Consider the following 2,951-nt stretch of genomic DNA (forward strand, 5'->3'; position numbering starts at 1 on the left):
GGCGAGCACGAGCTGCCGCTCATCGGGAGCGGCGACTGGAACGACGGCATGAACCTGGTGGGGGTGCAGGGCAGGGGCGAGAGCGTCTGGCTGGGCTTCTTCCTGCAGGAGGTGCTGACGCGGTTCGCCGAGGTCGCCGACCGGCACGGCGACGGCGCCTTCGCCGAGCGCTGCCGGCGGGAGGCCGCCCGGACGCGGCAGAACGTTGAAGCGAACGGCTGGGACGGCGCGTGGTATCGCCGGGCGTACTTCGACGACGGCACGCCCCTGGGATCCGCCGGCAACCCCGAGTGCCGGATCGACTCGATCGTCCAGAGCTGGTCGGCGCTCGCCCCGGGCGGCGACGCCGCGCGCTCAAGCGAGGCGATGGCGGCGGTGGACCAGCGTCTCGTCCGCCGCGGCGACGGCCTGGTCCAGCTGCTGGACCCGCCGTTCGCGGTCTCGTCCCTCGAACCCGGCTACATCAAGGGCTACCCGCCGGGAGTGCGGGAGAACGGCGGCCAGTACACCCACGCGGCGATCTGGGCGGCGATGGCGTTCGCCGCCCTGGGCGACCGGCGGTGCGCCTGGGATCTCGCGTCCATGATCAACCCCGTGAACCACGCCGCCACGCCGCAGGACGCGGCCGTCTACAAGGTGGAACCGTACGTGGTCGCCGCCGACGTCTACGCCGTCCCGCCGCACACCGGCCGCGGCGGCTGGACGTGGTACACGGGCTCGGCCGGCTGGATGTACCGGCTGCTGACCGAGTCGCTCCTGGGCCTGAACCTGGAAGCGAACAGGCTGCGCTTCGCGCCCTGCCTGCCCGCGGCGTGGGAGTCCTACCGGGTGCACTACCGGTTCCGGGAAACCGTCTACCACATCGAGATCCGGCAGGTCGCCGGCGGTGGCGGCGGGACGCGCGTGGCGCTGGAGGGCGCCGTCCTGGATGGCGACTCGTTGCCGCTCATCGACGACCGGCGTGAGCACGACGTCGTGGTGACGGTCGCGGCGCCGGCGGCGTAGCGGGCGGCGCGCTCAGTCCGCTTCGGAACCGTCGCCCGCCGCCTTGCGGGTGTCACGGCCCACGCCCCAGCTCCGGAGCTTCCTGGACAGCGTCGCCGAGCCGATGTCGAGCTGCTTGGCGGTGCGGGTCTGGTTGCCCTCGTTGAGGTCGAGCACCGCCAGGATGTAGTCCTTCTCGATCTCCTCGAGCGCCCGCACCGGCCCCGTCACCGACGGGATCGGGACCGCCTGCCGGACCTCCTCGGGCAGGTCGTCGTACCCGACGAGGTTCGTGCTGCCGAGCGCGACGGCGCGCTCGATGGCGTTCTCCAGCTCGCGCACGTTGCCGGGCCAGTCGTACCTCAGCAGCTGGTCGGCGGCGCGCGGGACGAACCCGGTGACGGGCCGCTTCATCCGCTTGGCCGCCTCGGCCAGCAGGATCCTCGCCAGCGGCAGGATGTCCTCGCGCCGGTCCCGCAGCGACGGCACGTGCAACTGCACGACGTTCAACCGGTAGTAGAGGTCCTTGCGGAAGCGGCCCTCGGCGATGTCCGCCGCGAGCTCGCGGTTCGTCGCGGCGATCACCCGCACGTTCACGGGCCGGCTCTTGTTCTCGCCGACGCGGCGGATCTCGCGTTCCTGGAGGACCCGCAGCAGCTTGACCTGCATGCCGGGCGAGACGTCGCCGATCTCGTCGAGCAGCAGGGTGCCGCCGTTGGCCGCCTCGAACAGGCCCGGCCGCTCCTGGACGGCTCCCGTGAAGGACCCGCGCGCGTGCCCGAACAGCTCGCTCTCGAGCAGCGACTCGGTGATGGCGCCGCAGTTGACGGCGATGAACGGGCGGGACGCGCGGGTGGACTGCTCGTGCACCAGCTGCGAGATCAGCTCCTTGCCCGTCCCGCTCTCGCCCGTGATCAGGACGGTGGAGTCCACCAGCGCGATGCGCCGGGCGAGATCGACGACCCGGCGCATGGCGGGGCTGCGGGCGATGATCCCGAGCGGATCCAGCGCGTCCGGCGCCACGCGGGCGAGCACGCGCTTCTTCACGCGGAGCTTGCGCTCGGTCTCCTTGAGATCCTCGGTGATCAGGTGCAGCGAGGGCTCGAGCCACTCCTTGAGGTTCTCGACGTGGTAGAAGCGGAGCTCGTCGGACCGCTCGTCGCCCCACTCCTCGAGCGTGCGCGCGAGGAAGTGGCACACCGCGTCGCCGCGGCCCACGCAGCGCTCTTCCAGGACGTAGATCTCCTTGTCCATCGACCGGCTCAGGTACCCGCTCATGATGCCGCAGATGGTCCAGCAGACCGGGGTGTCGCTCTTGCCCAGGTGGGCGAGGTGCTGCTCCGCCTCGTACGAGCCGACGACCGTGAGGCCGTCCTTCGTCAGCGAACCAGGCGTGCCCGCGCCCATGTGGTACATGCCGCCGAGCATGTGGATGCGGCCGCAGGCCTCCTGCCAGTCGGTCTCGCTCTCCCACTGGAACAGTTCCTGGGTCGCCGTGGCCATGCGCCAGCCCTGGACGTAGCCGAACCGGGTCAGGACGGCGCGCGCGGTGCTGGCGCCGAAGTGGTCGATCAGCTCCTTGGACAGGTTCCCCTTCGCCGTGGCGTCGAAGATGAGCGCGCGCTGGTTCGCGAAACGGACCAAACCGCCCTCGGAATCGAACTCTACCAGTTCGCTGATCTTGAGATCCTCGACGCGCATGCGCCACCTCCCTTTTGATCGAGTTTACCTCGTTATGATGGACCCGGCAAGCACCAGATTCTGCGAGAACCCTTGCCCCTTAATCAGTTAGGCGCGGCACGAAAGTGGCTTGGGCCGTGGGTGCCCCTCCGAAGGAGGACTCCGTGGAGCATGACATTGGGAAGATGGAGTCACAACTCGAACACTGGCGCCTGAAGATCGAGCGGCTCGCCGACGAGAAGCAGAGGGTCGGAGCTCCGGTGGGTTTCTACACCCTCATGCACATC

Annotated in this window: 2 protein-coding genes; one reads left to right on the plus strand and one right to left on the minus strand. The window is 69.9% G+C overall.

Annotation, left to right across the window (positions count from 1 at the left end):
• The coding region (locus Q7W29_09080; protein ID MDO9171970.1) for a cyclic beta 1-2 glucan synthetase at positions 1-1,005 on the plus strand (1,005 nt) is incomplete at its 5' end.
• Positions 1,006-1,017: 12 nt separating this feature from the next.
• On the opposite strand, the gene Q7W29_09085 is transcribed toward Q7W29_09080, so the two are convergent.
• Positions 1,018-2,685: a sigma-54-dependent Fis family transcriptional regulator gene (locus Q7W29_09085; protein MDO9171971.1), complete on the minus strand. Its 1,668-nt coding sequence runs from the start codon at positions 2,683-2,685 to the stop codon at positions 1,018-1,020.
• Between the last annotated feature and the right edge of the window lie 266 nt (positions 2,686-2,951).

The organism is bacterium, assembly GCA_030654305.1.
Classification (GTDB): domain Bacteria; phylum Krumholzibacteriota; class Krumholzibacteriia; order LZORAL124-64-63; family LZORAL124-64-63; genus PNOJ01.

Coding starts and splice junctions, on each gene's coding strand:
- Q7W29_09085 (MDO9171971.1), bottom strand. CDS start 2,685: ATGCGCGTCGAGGATCTCAAGATCAGCGAACTGGTAGAGTTCGATTCC.